At 36.2% G+C, this 17,390-nt stretch carries 16 protein-coding genes; 4 read left to right on the plus strand and 12 right to left on the minus strand.

The features are described 5' to 3' along the window. Nucleotides 1–38: 38 nt before the first annotated feature. Entirely contained in the window at nucleotides 39–2,654 is a 2,616-nt protein-coding gene (locus tag ACOWPH_RS04275) for a PAS domain S-box protein (RefSeq protein ID WP_015214152.1), read from the minus strand. 88 nt (nucleotides 2,655–2,742) lie between these two features. On the opposite strand from ACOWPH_RS04275, the gene ACOWPH_RS04280 reads away from it, so the two are divergent. From ACOWPH_RS04280 to ACOWPH_RS04290, 3 genes are all read left to right on the plus strand, one after another. Beyond that, entirely contained in the window at nucleotides 2,743–4,365 is a 1,623-nt protein-coding gene (locus tag ACOWPH_RS04280; protein ID WP_015214153.1) for a hypothetical protein, read from the plus strand. A gap of 198 nt (nucleotides 4,366–4,563) precedes the next feature. Beyond that, nucleotides 4,564–5,049, plus strand: coding sequence for a hypothetical protein (locus ACOWPH_RS04285; RefSeq protein WP_422665678.1), 486 nt, complete (start codon nucleotides 4,564–4,566; stop codon nucleotides 5,047–5,049). 30 nt (nucleotides 5,050–5,079) lie between these two features. Then, nucleotides 5,080–5,382, plus strand: a complete 303-nt coding sequence (locus tag ACOWPH_RS04290) for a hypothetical protein (RefSeq protein WP_422665679.1) — start codon at nucleotides 5,080–5,082, stop codon at nucleotides 5,380–5,382. 482 nt (nucleotides 5,383–5,864) lie between these two features. On the opposite strand, the gene ACOWPH_RS04295 is transcribed toward ACOWPH_RS04290, so the two are convergent. The 6 genes from ACOWPH_RS04295 to ACOWPH_RS04320 all read right to left on the minus strand — a co-directional run bounded on the left by ACOWPH_RS04295 (nucleotide 5,865) and on the right by ACOWPH_RS04320 (nucleotide 10,219). Continuing rightward, a complete protein-coding gene (locus tag ACOWPH_RS04295) occupies nucleotides 5,865–6,614 on the minus strand; it encodes a phycobilisome rod-core linker polypeptide (protein WP_015214154.1) in 750 nt (249 codons plus the stop codon). Between the two features lie 121 nt (nucleotides 6,615–6,735). Continuing rightward, nucleotides 6,736–7,164: a HEAT repeat domain-containing protein gene (locus ACOWPH_RS04300; protein WP_150111000.1), complete on the minus strand. Its 429-nt coding sequence runs from the start codon at nucleotides 7,162–7,164 to the stop codon at nucleotides 6,736–6,738. 74 nt (nucleotides 7,165–7,238) lie between these two features. Continuing rightward, entirely contained in the window at nucleotides 7,239–8,021 is a 783-nt protein-coding gene (locus ACOWPH_RS04305; RefSeq protein ID WP_015214156.1) for a HEAT repeat domain-containing protein, read from the minus strand. A 221-nt stretch (nucleotides 8,022–8,242) separates the two neighbouring features. Next, nucleotides 8,243–9,076: a phycobilisome linker polypeptide gene (locus ACOWPH_RS04310; RefSeq protein WP_015214157.1), complete on the minus strand. Its 834-nt coding sequence runs from the start codon at nucleotides 9,074–9,076 to the stop codon at nucleotides 8,243–8,245. 80 nt (nucleotides 9,077–9,156) lie between these two features. Beyond that, complete coding sequence (locus ACOWPH_RS04315; protein WP_015214158.1) at nucleotides 9,157–9,645, minus strand: phycocyanin; 489 nt, start codon at nucleotides 9,643–9,645, stop codon at nucleotides 9,157–9,159. A 55-nt stretch (nucleotides 9,646–9,700) separates the two neighbouring features. After that, a complete protein-coding gene (locus ACOWPH_RS04320) occupies nucleotides 9,701–10,219 on the minus strand; it encodes a phycocyanin (RefSeq protein ID WP_015214159.1) in 519 nt (172 codons plus the stop codon). A gap of 332 nt (nucleotides 10,220–10,551) precedes the next feature. Between ACOWPH_RS04320 and ACOWPH_RS04325 the strand changes: the two genes are divergently transcribed. Next, a complete protein-coding gene (locus ACOWPH_RS04325; RefSeq protein WP_015214160.1) occupies nucleotides 10,552–11,244 on the plus strand; it encodes a response regulator transcription factor in 693 nt (230 codons plus the stop codon). 267 nt (nucleotides 11,245–11,511) lie between these two features. Here the strand turns inward: ACOWPH_RS04325 and ispG are convergent, their stop codons facing one another. The 5 genes from ispG to ACOWPH_RS04350 all read right to left on the minus strand — a co-directional run bounded on the left by ispG (nucleotide 11,512) and on the right by ACOWPH_RS04350 (nucleotide 17,322). Next, complete coding sequence (gene ispG, locus ACOWPH_RS04330) at nucleotides 11,512–12,738, minus strand: (E)-4-hydroxy-3-methylbut-2-enyl-diphosphate synthase (protein WP_015214161.1); 1,227 nt, start codon at nucleotides 12,736–12,738, stop codon at nucleotides 11,512–11,514. 137 nt (nucleotides 12,739–12,875) lie between these two features. Then, on the minus strand, nucleotides 12,876–13,280 hold the full coding sequence (locus ACOWPH_RS04335; RefSeq protein WP_015214162.1) for a hypothetical protein: 405 nt from the start codon (nucleotides 13,278–13,280) through the stop codon (nucleotides 12,876–12,878). Nucleotides 13,281–13,413: 133 nt separating this feature from the next. Next, the gene (locus tag ACOWPH_RS04340; RefSeq protein WP_015214163.1) at nucleotides 13,414–15,024 is read right to left on the minus strand and encodes a CHAT domain-containing protein; all 1,611 of its coding nucleotides are present in this window, start codon (nucleotides 15,022–15,024) and stop codon (nucleotides 13,414–13,416) included. Between the two features lie 73 nt (nucleotides 15,025–15,097). After that, the gene (locus tag ACOWPH_RS04345) at nucleotides 15,098–16,084 is read right to left on the minus strand and encodes a tetratricopeptide repeat protein (protein ID WP_015214164.1); all 987 of its coding nucleotides are present in this window, start codon (nucleotides 16,082–16,084) and stop codon (nucleotides 15,098–15,100) included. Next, nucleotides 16,084–17,322: a tetratricopeptide repeat protein gene (locus ACOWPH_RS04350; RefSeq protein WP_015214165.1), complete on the minus strand. Its 1,239-nt coding sequence runs from the start codon at nucleotides 17,320–17,322 to the stop codon at nucleotides 16,084–16,086. Before ACOWPH_RS04350 ends, ACOWPH_RS04345 begins: the two co-directional genes overlap by 1 nt. Nucleotides 17,323–17,390 lie beyond the last annotated feature (68 nt).

Genomic DNA, 17,390 nt, shown 5'->3' on the forward strand with positions numbered 1-17,390 from the left:
TGCTTCCCCAATCCCTGTTCTCTTCAATTACTAGCAACTTACGTTACTAAGGGCAATATAACGGTGACGGTTGTACCATGACCAGATGCACTAATAATACTTAAACTGCCTTGATGTAAATCAATACATTTTTTTACGACCATCAAACCTAAGCCTGTACCGGGAATATTACGAACATTCTTACCTCGATGAAATGGTTCAAATAATTCATTTTGGTCATTTGTGGGAATGCCAATTCCTTGATCACAAATTTTAATTATTACCTCCCTTTCCTCAAAGATGAGATAAGAATCAACTTGAGTATTTTCTGGTGAGTATTTAATAGCATTTGACAAGAGATTTCCTAATATTGAACGCAATAACTTTTCATCTAAATATGCTTTTTCCGAACTTCCTTCACAAATAAAAGTTAGTATATGTCTAGAGGCATCACTCAGACGTATTTCTTCAACAAACTGACGACAAAATTGTTCTAAATCCAGATATTTGGGATTAAATTCTAAGTTACCAGTTTCGGCTCGATTGATGGTTAAGATATCATCAAGAAGCTGCACCATATTTTTGACAGAATCTTGAATGCGGCGTAAATTGCGAACTCTTTTTTGGTCATCTTGCCAAGCATAAGGAGAATTTTCTAATAATTGAGCAGCAGCTAAAGCAACACTTAATGGTGTCCGAAATTCATGGGAGGCCATTGAGAAAAAACGAGTTTTCATAGTGCTTAATTCTTTTTCTTTTTCCAATGCTACTCTCACCTCTTCTAATCTTTTTCTTTCGGTAATATCACGACAATTAACAAAGATTTGTGTTAGTTCTGAATTATCAACAAATCTCTGACTAATAGCTTCTAAAGTTCGCCAAGATCCATCCTGATGACAATAGCGAAATTCAACTGGTAAAGCAACATCAGGATTTTTAATTGCATTGGTAATGTGATGACAAGTAGTGACAAAATCATCAGGATTAATAAGGGCAAAAAAATTCTGACCAATCAAATTAGCAGATTGATAGCCTAAAACTTTTTCTACAGATGGACTAATATATTGAATCGTCCCTTCTGTATCTAAAATAGTGATAACATCTAAAGCATTTTCAATCAATGAACGGAATCTTTCTTCACTACGCTGTAATGCTTGTTCAATTCTTTTGCGTTCTGTAATATCTCTTTGTACTGCTATCCAATGAGTATAGTATCCTGTTTTATCTGCCACAGGAACTACACTAAATTCTACCCAAAATTCAGAACCATCTTTGCGATAGTTAATGACTTCAACTGTAACAGTTTCCCAACGAGAAAGAGCGTTTTTCACTTGATCTAAAGCAACCCGATCTGTTTTTGGACCTTGGAGGATACGAGGAGTTTTACCTAACACATCTTCGGAACTATAACCAGTCATGCGTGTAAAAGCTTGATTGATATATAAAATGCGTGGTCCAGGTTCATCTATGGGTTGAAATTCTGTAATCAAAACAGCGTCATTAGTATTAACAACCACAGATTGAAGTAACCGCACTTGTTCAGCTTGACGTTTTTGTTCTGTGATATCTGCAACTACTGCGACTATACCATTAATTACTCCATTACTGTTGCGGAGAGGAGCAGCAGAAAAAACAATATCTATCAATGTACCGTCTTTTTTGGGTTGACGGACTTCTAAACGAGGAAGAGTGATACCTTGAATGATGCTTTCTCTAATTTTTTGATATTCTTCTAATTCTATGGAAATGATTGGGTTAGGTTGATCTAAAATTTCTGTTTCTGTCCAACCAAACATTCTTGCGGCCGCAGGATTCCAAATTTTAATATTGTTATCTAAATCTACGGTAAAAATAGCACGGGGTGAAGCAGCAATCAAAGATTCAAGAGTTTGATTTGTGTGACGAAGTGCGGCTTCAGTGCGTTGACGTTCAATAATTTCTGCTCGTAAGGAAATGTTAGTTTGAGCTAGTTCTTCTGTGCGTTGTTGGACTCGGTTTTCTAGTTCAATATTCAGTTCTTGTAATTGTTCATAAAATTCTGACTGTTGAATTGCGATCGCAACTTGATTGGCTAATTGTACCATTAATTCAATTTCCCAAGGTTGCCATTCACGAATATCACTACATTGATGAGCAATCAACAAACCCCAAAGATAAGGTTGAGAGTTAGTGGGAATATCTCGCAATTCTTGTAATATTGGTACTACTAATTTAGCTTTTACACCAAACTGTTTTACAAAATCTGCTAAACAAGATTCTACATCACTTTGATCTATATTGGTAACAGCGCGAGTTTTTCCTTGAGTATAAGCATGATGATACTCCCTGGGAAATACTTCCTCTGGAAATGTTTCTCCAAGAATGCAAGGATAATTTTCTGATACAGTTTCCGTTATTGCACAACCAGTACCATCTTCCCAAATTCGATAAATCAATACTCTGTCAGTTTGGAGAAACTGTTTTACCTCTGCTACTGTGGTGACTAGCACTTCGTCTAAATTCAGGGATTTGCGAATCTGATGAGCTATTTGACTAACTAAACGTTCTCTATCAGTTTGTTGTCGGATAATCTTTTCTGCTCGTTGTCGTTGAGTTATTTGTCGTTGTAGGAGGTAGTAAGTTGTGAACAGGGTGATGATAAATAATCCAATTGCAACACCTAATGGATTGAACATGGGGAATGGTTTTAGGAATAGGATAACTTGGCTGGAGAATTGTTAGGGGATGTTTTAAAATTATATAGTTACCTACCAACATAATCAAATGAATGAACGTGACGAGCTAATAAAAAAAATTGAGCAAGAAATAGATTCTGACTTTGGCTCTAATAAACTCAAAGAAATTGGCTACACACAAGCCGTATGGACTTTACTATCGGTAGTTGAGGATCATCATTTAAAGATAAGAAAAATACAACCACTTCCTGATGAGCAATTATATGCTTATGTTGATAATCTAATTAACTGGTTGTCATACCCTCTACAAGTTTGTCTTAGGGAAGCTAGTAATAATTCTGCAAAATTAAATAGACAACTCATCAATGAAGATTATGATCTTGCTCAAGAGTGGATAAAAAAATCTAAAGAATATTGGAATTTTTGTTTAATCTTTCCACTATTACACAGGAAAAAGATTCAAATTAATGTAATTGGAAGTGAATTATTTACAACTGATTTGACTACCCTAGAACCGGAGTATGAAGCATACAATAGATTAGTGATAAAGACTGGGAATGATTCAAACAAGAGGATTGATCTAAACAAAGTCATTCAGGAAATAATTTACAATACGAAATTCAATACTAAAACATTCACCGTAAACTTTAGTTCCAAGCTAGTTTCAGATTTAATGTATCTATTGAAAGAAGTAACTTTAAGCAGATATAATCTGCCTGAAGAATGGCAATTTTCAGATTTTACAATTTCACAATTCAAGTCGATATTTATAACTACACAGGCTCTTTCATTAGCTTGGTATCTTGCTAGAGAAATGGCTGTTGACAAAGGGATACAAAGCTTAGGCTATAGCTCTTCAGTTTGGGTTGTCCGAAAACAAGAGTTAATTAGTCATATTACTAAATATAGCAAACAGCCTAAAATTACTGTTCAAAATATTTATGATAAAATTACTTTTGGTAATGCAGGAATTCGTGATCCCGATATTGCTACACAACCTCTTATAGACTTGCATAACGGTCATTACGCCATCTCACCATTTATTTGGCTAAACATAGATGCAGAGAGAAACTTATGCGTTCTCTTAAACCAAATAGAATCAGAGCAGAAAACCTACTCAAAGCTTGTTAAAAACAAAGAATCAATTCTTAGAGATGAGTTTATTAAGCTCGCTATATCTTTGGGCTTTGATTGTAAATACGGAGTAATAGAAACAACAGATGTTGATTTAGCGATAATTGATAGACAAAAAAGGCTATGCCTTGTTATGGAATTGAAATGGTTTATTGAGCCAGCCGAAATTAGAGAATGCGATAATCGATCAAAAGAACTTTCAAAAGGTATTGAGCAAGCCATAAAGATAGCAAATGATTACAAAAGCTGTAATAAAAAACTCATTGAACAAGTCCTACATATTGAACCTGATTATGAATTAATGACTATCGTTGTCTCAAAAAACTGGATTGGTCACTTTGATGTACAAAACTCAGAAGTTCCTATTATTAAATCTGGTCATCTAATGAGAAAGCTGGAGTCATCAAAATCTCTAGATGAAACTATTTCATGGCTAAAAAAACGAGAGTATTTGCCAAAAAAAGGGAAGGATTTTGATATCGGTTATATAAATATTGAGTTAGGTGGATGGAAATCTAAATGGTATGGTATAAAGCTAAACTCACATCTTGCACCTGACCGAAAACCTCAGTATTAACCGAAAATAAGAGAACAAAAGAAACATCTAAAAATCATACCTACAATTTATATACTGAAATAATAAACTACATTTACTCCCAGTATATTTACAAATGACATATATGAAAAGAGAAATAATGTCATCTGCACAGAAACACTTGTATTTTTTATGAAAAATGAGAGAAAAGGGCGTAGAAAACATTAATCAGCAAGAAATATGGAAATCATTCTTGCCCACGCCCATAACCTAATGTACACCATTCTAGCATTGATGCCTACTCGTTATCAAAGAGATAATTTGGAAGCAATGCTAGGATTATTTCTAGCCGCAGATGGAAAACCTTTACCACATTACAGTAAAGCCAAATCCGAAAGTGCATTAAGTCGATTTTTGAATATTAGTAATTGGTCTACTCGTAAACTCATTTATCATCTCCGCCAGCAGGCGCTTGAACAAATTAATAGTCACTGTCCATTAGGGCGAAAAGCATTTTTACAAGTGATTATTGACCTCACAACTTTAGAAAAATGTGGTAAATTCAAAGGTTTAAATAACTTAATAAGTGTCTACAATGGTAGGCGAGGTTTCCATATAGTAATCTTATATTTGGTAGTTGGAAAATGGCGTATACCCTGGAATTTTCGCGTCTGGAGAGGTAAAGGTACCCAGTCCTGCTCAGATGGCACTACGAATGGTACGTAATTTACCAAAAGATTTTACCAAAAATTCGAGGTGAAAATTCTAGCTGATACAGCCTTTGGCACTAAAGATTTTATCAACGGTATTCGTAAACTTAAATATCATGCTGTCCTTGGTATTGGTTGTAATCGTAAATTAATTAATGGCACTCCTGTTAAACTTTTACATCGTCGAGGAAGACAAGTTCAACTCGTTGGATTAGATTTTCCTGTTACCCTTTCTTGGTATTATTTTAAACGCGAGAATGGTCAGTTTGTCAAAAGATATGTTATCTCTACAAAACCCATTAAAGCTAGCACTATTTCTTGGTGGGGTAAACGCCGTTGGCTTTCTTGAGGTTGGTTCAAAACTGCTAAACATCGCTTTGGTTTAGACAAGTTTGGACAAGGCACTCTTTTAGGGGTTTATCGTTGGTTAATCTTGTCTATGACTGCCTATTTATTAGCATATTGGGCATATATTTCATCTTCCTTATCTGATTCTTTGGACTGGGGTAAAGCTGCTTTTCTTGCACTCTCTACTTTTCTTCCTCATTTAGTCCTGTCTTTGTTATTACTTGACATTGAACGACTTCGACCCTTAGCACTTAGTCATGGAATTGACATTACTATTTTAAGGTGCAAGATATGAGTAAAGCCTATTTAGTGCGATAGCGCAAGCGCTGACTTGTCAGTTCGCAAATCTCGTAAAATACTTTAATGAATTTCACTATTTACTAAGATGTAATCTTATTGCGTGATCTTCTTGATAAAAAATAAATTTAGCCTGAAAATTCATTCTCAGGCTGTTAATAGAATTGATCTTAAATTAACTTGATATTACAAAGAAATTAGACCGTAATAGGACAGAATTACTACAACAGTCCCAAGTGCTATCAGGGTAATTCCTGCGAACCAAGTAGCTGATGAAATCGCTTGGTAAACCTTGGGATAGGGATCTCGTTGCCATTTCCACCAATATACTAAAGGAGCTTTAGCTTTGAAATAGCCCAGTTTCTCTAATTGCTGACGATGGTATTGATCATAGCGAGGAAATTGGCTAAAAGGTAAATCTCCTAGATGACGCTGAGAAATAATCCGCCGACGTTGATAGGGAACAGTGTTATCACCAAAACTGATTTGATACTCTTCACTATTGAGCAGCGCATCAATGAAACCCTGTAACCCTTTAGTACCTAAGATTATAGACCAAGCAATTGTTTCTTGTTGATTGTAAACTTTCCGCCCCAGAAGACGCTGTACACACATTTCTACAAATCGGTAATTGTTGTTTGTGTCATAGTTGCGTAAACGGAATGTTTCAGACATTACCAATCCGCGAATAAAATCTCTAACGGTAATACTTTTGTGTTTTAACTGAGATTCTAGAGTCAATAAACGGTTACTAACCAGAATTTGTTGTTCGTTAAAAATCTGACGATAAGCAGCCCAAATTAACTCATTCATTTCTACCGTGGAAGGAGTTCCTTCAGTAGTGTAAAGTTTGGGTTGTTCGTCTCCTGGGATTTCAAATCCTTTAACTCGTTGGTTTTGACTGGAGAGGGCGTAGCTTTTTAAAGGAATAGTCATGGTGAGATTTTTTAGTAAATAATAATGAACATTTGTAGAAAATTGATAATTCGTGATGAAATTCCTGTTTTCATCCTGTAAATCCTTTAATTCTGGATATCCTGATATGGCTTACGCCATGCTACGCTATCAGACAATTATTCAAAATCATCCGAATCCGTTCCTTAACAACTCGGTCTGATTCTTGTGTCATGGCTTGATGAAGGATCGTATTTATTTCCACTGTCCCAACTGCTCCCAAAGAAACCGCAGCCGCATAACGCAACGCCCAATCTTCAGCATTTAATAAAGCCCAGGACAGCTTATCAATTCCTCTTTGTCTTTTTTCAGAATCCGTGGTGGAAATCACCATCTTTTCCAAGCCCCTAGCCGCCACTCGCCGTACATTTCCTTGGCAATGATTGGCAACTTCTACACCTACTACATCTACTAATAAATCTAAAGCGAGATCATCGCCAATATTAGCGAGAATGCTGATAATTTTTGCTTGTTCATTCTGGTCTGTGCAAGTTTGATAATCCGTAATTAGAGATTCTACTTTTGTGTTCATAATTGATGATTTTAGGTAAATTAATTTTTTTCTCACGCAGAGGCGCAGAGTCGCAGAGAGAGGAAGAAGAGTTATTAAAGTTGGATTAATAGTTGATCGATGATTTGAAATAGGGTTTGCGTTGATTGTTGTTTTTTTATTTCTGATATATCGCTTTCTAATACTGTTTCTAAAATCCGTTTTAGGTTTAATAGTTTGAGGCTATTACCAATTTTTGCTTGCACAATTGCTTCTGCTGCTTCTATATGACCAATTGCTCCTAAATCAAAGGCCGCAGCCCAACGTAAATAGGAATTTTTGTGATTAAGATTTTGAATAATTCGTTCGAGATATTCTGTTTTTTGGGTAATGAGATAAAGATAACGTGCCGCAGCACATTGGACTCTTTCGGAGGAATGTTTTAAAAATGGCTCAACAAGTGGATGTGCTTCTATTACTCGCAATTCTCCCAGGGCTTCTATTAAGGCTTCGTAGGATTGAGATGTGCCAGATTGTAAAAGTTGTAAGAGGGGAGAATTGGCTCTAGTATCACCAATTTTTCCCAATGCCTCAATGACAACTTCCCGAAATTGCTCATCTTCATCACAGTTTAGGGCATTGATGAGGGCTGGTACTGCTTCAATATTTTTGAGTTGTCCTAAAGCGCGAGCAACTTGACGACGTAAGGGATAGCCACCTTGGACTGTCCGATAACGCACATCTTGGAGTTGTTGACAAAGGGCTGCACAAGCTGATTGAATTTGATGTTTTCCTAACCACCAAGCAGCATAATATCTAATTTGATTATCCTCTGCGTCTAGGGAAGAAATCGCAGTGTCAGGAGAGAGAATTGGTTCAGTTGGAGAAGTAGTAATCATGTCAGATATGGCTAACGCCACGCTATGCGAACAGGATTTATAGGATTAAAGGATGAACAGGATGAATGTGAAGATGATTGATTTGTCCTGTTGATCTAATACACAACTTCCAAATTTTAATATGGGTTATTCAGAATATTTGTAGAGACGTTCCATGGAACGTCTCTACATTCTTTTGTATCAGATTTATAATTGGTAATTCAATTAATCACCAACTACTTTTATACAGGTCTGACGCTGATAATTTTGCCGCCTTGTTTGTGAATTTGTTGATACTTCTGGGAAAGTTGATCAAAAGGTACGTTGTACAACTGTCGGCTACGACGAACAGCTACTTTAGTACCAACTCCACCAGCGATAACTTCCATCACATACATCCGGTTGTCTCCGCGTGTGGGAGAACTCTTTAATTGTCCAAAACCAATATCAGATATAAATCTGATAGATGTGCTGGGAGGAACAATGACATTAGGCAAATTCATTGCCAATTGTTGCCGTAAGCGGGGGCTTTTTGTTCCAGCATTGTCGCTGTTACCATCACCCCGATACAGTGTAAATAGGCGGTTGAATCCTACTTGTTTCATGCCAGGAATTGACTTGAATCCCCGGAAGTAGGGAACTGTGGAATCACCAAAGGTATTATTATACTCTTGGCTATCAATATAAGAATCTATTTCTGCATCATAACCTTCAGCAGCATAGATATCCACATGATAAGCAATTTCTGACTGATCGTAGGGAGCGCGTCCTAACAAATGCTTATAATTCAGTTCAATGAAACGAATTTGGGAATTGCTATAAAAGAAGCGCTCTTTGTAAAATTCGGATTTTGCTAATGTCCGCACAAATTGGCGCACACTAATTTGTCCATTTCTCAGCAATGCTTCTGCACTAGCAAAAGTTCCACCAATATAAACTCGTTCGCGTCCAAATATATGTTCGTAAGCAGATTTGAGAACTTGCTGTAATTCGTCTTCGCTGTAGTTAGGACGCAGTTCGATTTTTGTGTCTAAAACCGCACTGATGCCTAACCTCTGTTCCATTGAAAGGGTCATGGTTTTAACTCCTTATGATCAAATAAGGGGAAAAGAAAGTATTTTTTCCCTTTCCCCTTACTCGTTTAACTTGTAAGTTTTTAGCTCAATGCGTTGATAGCATAGTTGAGGTAAATATTTGCTTCTCCAGCTACGTCACCAGATAAGCCGTTGTTGTCGCGGACAAATTCTAATGCAGCTACATACCAACTGGGGGATAAGCCCAAAGCAGCATTAAATTCTTTTACGCCTGCTACGACATACTCATCTAATGGTCCTGTGCCACCAACCACACAGCAATAGCTGATGGTGCGGAGGTAGTGGCTGATGTCACGAACACACTTTGATTTACCTTCTGGGGTGGAAGCGTATTGAGAACCCTTCATTTGGGTGGTGTAGGGAAATTTTTGGTAAACGTGGTTAGCAGCAGCTTCAGACCATTTTTGACCGTTTTGGTTAAAAGCTTTGGCAGCATTCAATCCAGCTTGAGCGCGGCTCATACGACCAAAAATAGCTTGCATTTCGGTGTTGCCTAAGTATGCGCCACGAGAGTCAGCAGCAGCAATAGCCTCGGTTAGAGGGGTCTTCATAGTTAAATTTCTCCCGGAAATGTATTAAGTAATCAAATGAAAATTCAATTCAAAATTAAACAACTGCTGCCGCTGCACGATCAAAGTAACTAGCTACTTCAGACATTAAGTTGCTGCAATCACCACGGGTAATACCATCGTTATTGTTAGCAATAGCGATCGCTGCATCTTTCATTTTGCCAATGCCAGAAGCAACGGTAGCACCAGGTGTTCCCAATGCTTGATAGGTTTCTCGCAAACCGTTCAAACAACGATCATCCATAATGCTGGAATCTCCAGTAGCTATGGAATAGGTAACATAACGTAAAATGAAGCCTAAGTCACGAATACAAGCTGCTTGGTTACGGTGGTGGAAACAAGCGCCGCCAGGACCAAATACGTTGGGTTGTTCAGCTACTAATGCCCGATAAGCATTAGCTGTAATTGCGGAAGCGTTGCTGGTCAAACGGTTAACAACATCTAAGCGTTTGTTGCCATCTGCAACGATCGCAGAGAGAGCATTAATTTGATCGTCGCTCAAATATGCCCCTTGGCGATCGCTTTGTTCAACTACTCTAGAAAAAGCATCAAGCATCTTCAATTTCTCCTAAATTTTTAGGTTTTGGAAAGTAGACATTTCCTTTACCCACCTTGATTGAAGATTAAGGGGTCTGGTGTAAATAAATAGGTAAGGAAATTGTAAATAAATCGGAAAGATTAGTAGAAAAACTAAAATCGTTACAATTCGCAATTGAATGTGTAAAGAAGTATTGCAAATTTAGAAGAAGTATTTTGTATTTCTTATCGCAAAAATTCAGCTTTTTGCCGCTTTTGTAGCTAAAATACCCCAATTTACCCGTTAATAAACCCAGACCTTTTCCTGTAAAGTTATGACTAAGATTTGCTTTCTACTCATCTACTTCTCTGATGAAAATTCTTTTAGTTGAAGACGATATTCGTTTAGCGGAAACTCTGGCAGAGGCACTAACAGACCAGCTTTATGTTGTTGACATTGCCACAGATGGAGAAGCCGCTTGGGATTGCACCAAAGCCTTAAACTATGATTTACTGCTGTTGGATCTGATGTTACCGGAAATAGATGGTATTACTCTGTGTCATCGGTGGCGATCGCACGGTTATCAAATGCCGATTCTGATGATTACAGCCTGTGATACTATCAGCAATAAGATTAATGGCTTAGATGCTGGAGCAGATGACTACATCATTAAACCTGTTGACTTAGGTGAATTATTTGCGCGGATTCGGGCTTTATTACGTCGAGGTAACACAAACTCCACGCCTATATTGCAATGGGGAGATTTACAACTTAACCCTAGCACCTACGAAGTGAGTTATAGAAATAACTTGCTACACTTAACACCAAAAGAATACAGTCTTGTAGAATTACTATTAAGAAATGGTCGGCGAGTTCTCAGTCGCAGTGTGATTATTGAAAATCTGTGGACAAGCGAAACATCCCCCGACGAACATACCGTTAAAGTTCATCTTAGAAGTGTACGCCAAAAACTCAAAGCAGTCGGCGCACCAGAAGATTTTATTGAAACCATGCACGGTCTAGGATATCGTCTCAAATCACCAGACCTCTTGCAAAAGTGCTGATTAGACATCTCCACTAAAAGATTACTAATTTTATTCCTTTTTGGTCTAAAACACTTTATCTACTTTTCTTGACTGTTTAGATTCAGTCTATTTCAAAAGCAGAAAACAAGCAATTCAAAAAACTGGTTTACCTGGTGACACCTTCCCTGCAAAATATCCATTTACCCCTTCCCCCCACAAAATTACTAACTTTCTTCCTTTGTGTACTTTGCGGTTAGAAAAAAATCAAATAATTCAACACAGGGAAAGGAGTAAAAATTATACAAACTACGGTTCTACCCAACGTCCATCAGCTTTAATGAGGTTGATTAACTCTTCTACACCTTGGGCTTCTGGAACTTTTTTAATTTCTTCTCTGCCGCGATATAAAGAAATGTAACCGGGAGTTTTGCCGACATAGCCATAGTCAGCATCTGCCATTTCTCCAGGGCCATTAACAATACAACCCATTACGGCAATATCTAAGCCTGTTAGGTGTTTGGTGGCTTCTCTGACTGTGTGTAGCACTTCTTCTAGGTTAAACAAAGTCCGTCCACAGGAAGGACAAGCGACGTACTCAACCATTGTTTTCCGCAAACCTAAAGCTTGCAGAATGCTATAACAAACGGGAATCTCTTTTTCTGGTGCTTCTGTTAAGGAGACGCGAATTGTATCACCGATACCATCAGCTAATAAGGTGGCAATTCCGGCGGTAGATTTAATTCTGCCATATTCTCCATCACCTGCTTCTGTTACGCCCAGGTGTAAAGGATAATCCATCCCTAAATCATCCATGCGCTTGGCCATTAACCGATAGGCTGCTACCATCACAGGAACTCGTGAGGCTTTCATGGAAATTACCAAGTTGTGAAAGTCCAAAGATTCACAAATGCGAATAAATTCTATGGCTGATTCCACCATGCCTTCGGGGGTGTCACCGTAGGTAAATAGCATTCTTTCAGCTAGAGAACCGTGATTTACACCAATTCGCATTGATTTACCTTGATCTCGTAAGGAAACTACGAGAGGTGCTAAGGTTTCACTGATTTTTTCGCCAATTTCGTCAAATTCCGCTTTAGTATATTCGGTGCGGCTGGTATTTGGTTTTTCAAATACATATAAACCTGGATTAATTCGCACTTTTTCAATATGTTTGGCGACTTCCAAGGCTATTTTCATACCGTTGTGATGCACATCGGCAACAATTGGTACATCACGGTAGGTTTTAATTAATTTCTGTTTAATTTCCGCCAATGCTTTCGCGTGTCCGAGGCTGGGTACTGTGACGCGGACAATTTCGCAGCCTATTTCATGGAGACGACGAATACCAGCAACGGAACCGTCAATATCTAGGGTGTCTTCATTAATCATGGATTGCACCACGACGGGGTAGCCTCCCCCAATGGTGACATCTCCCACTTTTACAGGACGAGTTTTGCGGCGTTTGATGGTTGTATCAAAGGCTGGTTCAGTGGATGTAGTATTGATAGTTTCGAGAGTTGGCAGAGTTTGCATAATCTAGACAGGTAGATTTTCTGTAGCTAAAATATCAGATTGCAAGGGGTTCTGCTTCTCAGATTGCCACAGTTGGGGCTGTTTTGGGTGATGGATTGGTGAAAAAATTAGGAAACTAGCAACGTCTACGGTGAGTGTCAAATTCCTGCTTCACCTGATAACTGTTGCAGACATTCTGCTGTTCGGCGAGGATATCCTAATGCCAGTAACCGATTGATTGAATAGGGGTTAAGGATATAGGCTTGCACTTGATTACCATCAATTAAGACAGCCATTGGTGTTGCTGTACTTTTGGATTTATTAAACCAAGCGGCCATACCGTAGCGACCAATTACGACGAGATTATAAGCTCCTGCCTGCCCTTGGGCATTAAATTTTTTGTTAATTTTGGAACGAACCTTCTGGTCTTGGCGAGATGGTAAAGTGGACTCTTCCAAGGTGGGACAATCGGATCTGGGGGTTTGAGCTAAAGTTGAAGGCAGGGAGTAAGTTGTCAGTATTACAGCACTAAGCAATAATGACAGGATATGGTGTATTTTCATAAATATTATTTTAGATAATGTATTAATTTAATTAAATAACGCAATTCAGTACTGAGATATAAATTATAAAGCAAGATTGTAATTCTCAGCTAAACCTTTTCGGAGTGCGATCGCACTCCAAAAAGGTTTTTATTTATCCGTCTCCTGTTAAAATGAAACCCGCCCAATAATAAGGGTGTAACTTTTTTTTGGGGTCTTGGCTCTTCAGTACTTGTATTTGAGCTTTCTGGAATGCTTCTGCCTTAGTCATTCCTTGATGTAAATTTTCATGAAAAGTCACCATTAATTTGGAAGTTTTGATACTAGGTACATTCCATAAACTTGCAACGACTGTAGGACTACCTGCATAAATAAACGCCCAATTTAGCCCAATTACTTCGTCTCCATTTCCCACTTCATAGGTATTACCAATATAAGTTTGACAAGCACTCAAAACTACTAAATCTGTATGACTTAAATCTAATTTATAGACTTCATAAACTTGTAATTTACCATCTTTATAAATTTCAGAATATTCTTCATCTTTAGCTAAATAAATACAACTTTCTAAAGGTTTATTTGGTTGAAATTCTCCATGAGCAGAAATGTGTAAAATTGATTTTTTAGGAGCTTCCTCCCAAAATTTACTTTCAGTAGCATTTTCTTCAACATAATAGGTACTTTCTTTATAAAATGTAGAAATTTTTTCCACCTCATCCTTTGCAGATGGTAAATTTTTATTGTTACTTGATAAGGTATTTTTAGGATTTCCTAATGCAAAAAGTGTAGGTTTATCTCTGGGAACACGCTTACTTGGTAAAAATCGCAAAACATTAGCACTAGGAAGATTGACTAAAGTGTATTTTTCAACTAAATATTCATCACCATTAGTCAAGGCTGCAAATGGTAAATGATGGAGAATATTATGGGGAACAATAATTAGTTTAGTTGTTGCTAGTTGGTCTTTTATAGGTTGAATTAAGCATTTATAAAGTTCTTGTAGTTCTTGAGGATGATGAATATTTGTATTTAAAAACTCTCTAAAAGCGGTTATTTTTTTAGCAATTTCTTTTTTAGTAATACTCAACTTAAATACTCGAAATTTATAACGGGTGATTACAAAAGCTAAAGTAAAATTTTTAGTGACAAAATATTCTAGTAAAGTAGTATTGTGATCTAAATATTGTTGAATACAAATCGTGCGTAAAGTTCTAACTTGAAACAAAGAAGCTATTTCTATATCTTTTTTTTCTAGTTCATTTAATAGTTTTTTACATTCCTGTTCTAATTGAGAAAATTTATCTTCACTCCTATTAATTTTCCGGAATTCCAATATTTTATTTTTTAACTCTTCTTCTTGATTGAAAACATCACTACTCACATGGTCACTAAATTGTATTTTTTCAAGATTATTAGCAAGTCTATCAATTAAAATTCTAGCTTTTCTTCTTTCAATAAAATTAAATGCTTCTCTGTAACATTTTTTATACCAAAGTAATATGATTAATTTTTCATAATAAATAGCCCAGGTTTGATAAAAAGTTTCTACATCTTCTATTTTTTGAAAGATAAAATTTATTGATTCGACAATATCAATAGCTTGTTTATAATAATTAATTGCTGTCGATATTTGAGATTGGGATGCTGATTTTTCTGCTAATTCTATTAGATATTTTGCTTGTTGTATATGATTATTTATTTTGTTTTTATTAGCCATAAACTTTAATTTATTTAATTTACTAGATTTTGATTTATCAAACTCCATCTTGCGTCAATTTGTTAATTTATAGAAATTTATCCGCAAGATGAAGCATTTTATTTTTTATTATCCTATCAATCTATGGCGATAATTGTTGAATTTTTTGATTCACGTAATCAATATCATCTTGTTCTGCCAATAGTGTATAGTTATTCAAAGACTGTTCTAATAAAGTTTTAGCTTCAGCTTTTTGACCAAAAATAATTTTAACCTCTGCTAGTTCTAACTGTGCTACAGCTAATTGTTTTTCGTCTGATGCTTTATCTATCGCAGTTTGTAATAGTTCTTCACCCTCGCTTGTTAAGTCAAGGTAGTAATAATAAAATTGACCTAATTTACAGTAAATATCAGAAGTTTTGTCAGTGTCGCTTAAGTTTTCTAAAATTAAAATTGCTTCGGCAATTAAGTTATCTTGTTCATAGATTTCAGATATTTTTAATGCCTGTTCTGTATTTGATAATCCTAGACTTTTAGTGTCCTCAATTTTCTGATTAATTTCTGATACTCTAGCAGCATCTATGACTTGAAAACCCATATTTGGAACAGCGATTTCCTGAGTAGATCGTCCCGTATTAGTATTAATGATTAACTTGTAAATTTGATTTGTTTCTAAAGAATTGCCTGAATAGTGAGTTTCACAAATACCCCCTTGACAAACATCACTACTATTGACATCTTTTTTCCATATTTCATTTGCGTCTTGGTCAATTAATTGAATAGTGTAGCTGGTAGCACCAATAGCATTATTCCAGCGTATAATTGGTTGATTAGAGATTAGGAAAGTACTACGGGGGGTAATAATCACAGGGATAGCATTATTTGGTGTTGACTGTGGAGGATTAATTGGACATATATCTGATAATCTAAATGATTGATTAACTGTAAACAAATCTTGCCCTGATACTCCATTATTACAAACAACAGAAATACTACCAGATGCTGTTGTTTTTCTAATGCTATCTCCTCTTACAATTTGTTGAGAACTGCCTTTTGCTATTTTTATCCAAGTGTTACTATTTTTATTTTTAAACTCTACAGTGTTATTGATTACAGTAATTTTAGCCATTAGTTTTCTCCTTTGTTTGTTGTGCGTTCACGAGCGATCACTTTCCATCCATCTACCTCTGGTAGACGATTATTAGCATCTAGACATGAATCCCAATATTTTTTGGATGTTTCCATCTCTTTTAATTTTTCTAAAACCTGAGCCATTAAGCAATCCGCTGCACCATCCTTTCTGTCATCATCATCAGGAATTTTTTCATGATAAGAAATAGCCTTTTCTAGTAATGTTTTTGCCTCCTCATATCGGTTTTGCTGAAATCTAGCCCAACCAAAATTTTTATGTAGATTGTAGCGTAAAATATCATCATCTTTTTGAGGGTTTCCATTAACTTTTGGCTGCAAATTCCAAAATATATAAAGTAATGAAACTGCTTCAGTGGGTTTTTTCTCCAAAAGATATAATCTTGCGAGGCTACTATATGCCATTGGTAAGTTACCCTGGATTGCTAATTTATATTCGCTCTTGGCTTTTTCTTTATCTTGTAGTTGTTCATAAATAAGTCCCAAATTTCTGTGAGCTTGAGCATTCTCTGAATCAAGACTAATAGCTTTCTCATAGTGAGAAACTGCGTTATCCCAGTTATGATTTCTATAGCTTTCCAAACCTTTTTTATTATGTTCTTCCGCTATTATAGGTAGATAAAATTTAAACCCAATTAATCCAAATAAAAGTATTCCTGAAATTCCTAGTTTTGTTTCTGCCCAAAAATAGGGTTTAATTTTCACTTTTAACAACAGTTTTTCAATCGCTATTTTTCCTGTTTCTGTTAAAACTCCACCCGCAGTTAATAGAGTTAAAATACTAGGAAAAATTGTGGCAAACACACTACCAACCGCTATTCCTCCACCTAAAAATCGTGTGGAAATATCAACTACTAAACTCATGGAAACAGTCAAACAAGTAACTGTTAACGAATTACATAACCAATCAAGTTTATCAAAACGATGAATTTCCGATTTTAAAAACCACCACCAATGATGAATAGGTATTTCTAGACTATTACGCCATGTATCTAATTGTGCAGTTTGACTAATTTTATCTGCTTGTTTTTTTAAGTGTTCATCCAATTCAAATAATTTCAACAGAATGTCTGCTGGAACATCTGTTTTGTCATTTAATAGTTTCTGGATGCGATCGCGCACCAAAAAAACTTGTAAAATTTCTTTAGGTGATACTTTGGTAGATTCTTCTAAAATTTGAAGTTCTTTTTCATACTTGTCAATTAGTAGCGTTAACACAGCAAAAGCATTAAACTATACTTACTAAGGTCTCATCAGAATACCTGACAGAATTAAAATTATCAAGT

Origin of the sequence: Anabaena sp. PCC 7938 (genome assembly GCF_049315035.1) — a bacterium.
Classification (GTDB): domain Bacteria; phylum Cyanobacteriota; class Cyanobacteriia; order Cyanobacteriales; family Nostocaceae; genus Anabaena; species Anabaena cylindrica.

Excerpts from the sequence above, each read along its gene's own strand:
- ACOWPH_RS04315 (WP_015214158.1), bottom strand. The coding sequence starts at position 9,645 with ATGAAGACCCCTCTAACCGAGGCTATTGCTGCTGCTGACTCTCGTGGC.
- ACOWPH_RS04320 (WP_015214159.1), bottom strand. The coding sequence starts at position 10,219 with ATGCTTGATGCTTTTTCTAGAGTAGTTGAACAAAGCGATCGCCAAGGG.
- ACOWPH_RS04300 (WP_150111000.1), bottom strand. The coding sequence starts at position 7,164 with ATGAACACAAAAGTAGAATCTCTAATTACGGATTATCAAACTTGCACA.
- ACOWPH_RS04295 (WP_015214154.1), bottom strand. The coding sequence starts at position 6,614 with ATGACTATTCCTTTAAAAAGCTACGCCCTCTCCAGTCAAAACCAACGA.
- ACOWPH_RS04305 (WP_015214156.1), bottom strand. The coding sequence starts at position 8,021 with ATGATTACTACTTCTCCAACTGAACCAATTCTCTCTCCTGACACTGCG.
- ACOWPH_RS04285 (WP_422665678.1), top strand. The coding sequence starts at position 4,564 with ATGGAAATCATTCTTGCCCACGCCCATAACCTAATGTACACCATTCTA.
- ACOWPH_RS04325 (WP_015214160.1), top strand. The coding sequence starts at position 10,552 with ATGAAAATTCTTTTAGTTGAAGACGATATTCGTTTAGCGGAAACTCTG.
- ACOWPH_RS04335 (WP_015214162.1), bottom strand. The coding sequence starts at position 13,280 with ATGAAAATACACCATATCCTGTCATTATTGCTTAGTGCTGTAATACTG.
- ACOWPH_RS04340 (WP_015214163.1), bottom strand. The coding sequence starts at position 15,024 with ATGGAGTTTGATAAATCAAAATCTAGTAAATTAAATAAATTAAAGTTT.
- ispG (WP_015214161.1), bottom strand. The coding sequence starts at position 12,738 with ATGCAAACTCTGCCAACTCTCGAAACTATCAATACTACATCCACTGAA.
- ACOWPH_RS04345 (WP_015214164.1), bottom strand. The coding sequence starts at position 16,084 with ATGGCTAAAATTACTGTAATCAATAACACTGTAGAGTTTAAAAATAAA.
- ACOWPH_RS04280 (WP_015214153.1), top strand. The coding sequence starts at position 2,743 with ATGAATGAACGTGACGAGCTAATAAAAAAAATTGAGCAAGAAATAGAT.
- ACOWPH_RS04310 (WP_015214157.1), bottom strand. The coding sequence starts at position 9,076 with ATGACCCTTTCAATGGAACAGAGGTTAGGCATCAGTGCGGTTTTAGAC.
- ACOWPH_RS04275 (WP_015214152.1), bottom strand. The coding sequence starts at position 2,654 with ATGTTCAATCCATTAGGTGTTGCAATTGGATTATTTATCATCACCCTG.